The following is a 317-nucleotide window of genomic DNA, read 5'->3' as shown; positions in this document are numbered from 1 at the left end:
TCCAGGCTGAGGGCCCCGGCGACGTGCGCGGCGGCGATCTCACCCTGCGAGTGCCCCACCACGGCGGCCGGCCGCACGCCGTACGACCGCCACAACTCCGCCAACGACACCATCACCGCCCACAACGCCGGCTGCACCACATCCACCCGCGCCAACGCCGCCTCGTCCCCCAACACCTCCCACAACGACCAGTCGACATGCGGAGCCAACGCCCCCGCACACTCGTCCATACAGGCCGCGAACACCGGCTCCGACTCCCACAACTCCCGCCCCATCCCCACCCACTGCGACCCCTGACCAGGAAAGACGAAGACCGG

Annotated in this window: 1 protein-coding gene; it reads right to left on the bottom strand. The window is 70.7% G+C overall.

Annotated features, from left to right (window positions below):
- On the bottom strand, window positions 1–317 hold a 317-nt coding region (locus AN216_RS00160; protein WP_139140802.1), incomplete at both ends, for an acyltransferase domain-containing protein.

This window comes from Streptomyces oceani, assembly GCF_001751245.1.
Taxonomy (GTDB): Bacteria; Actinomycetota; Actinomycetes; order Streptomycetales; family Streptomycetaceae; genus Streptomyces; species Streptomyces oceani.
This window is presented reverse-complemented; position numbering and strand designations above follow the sequence as displayed.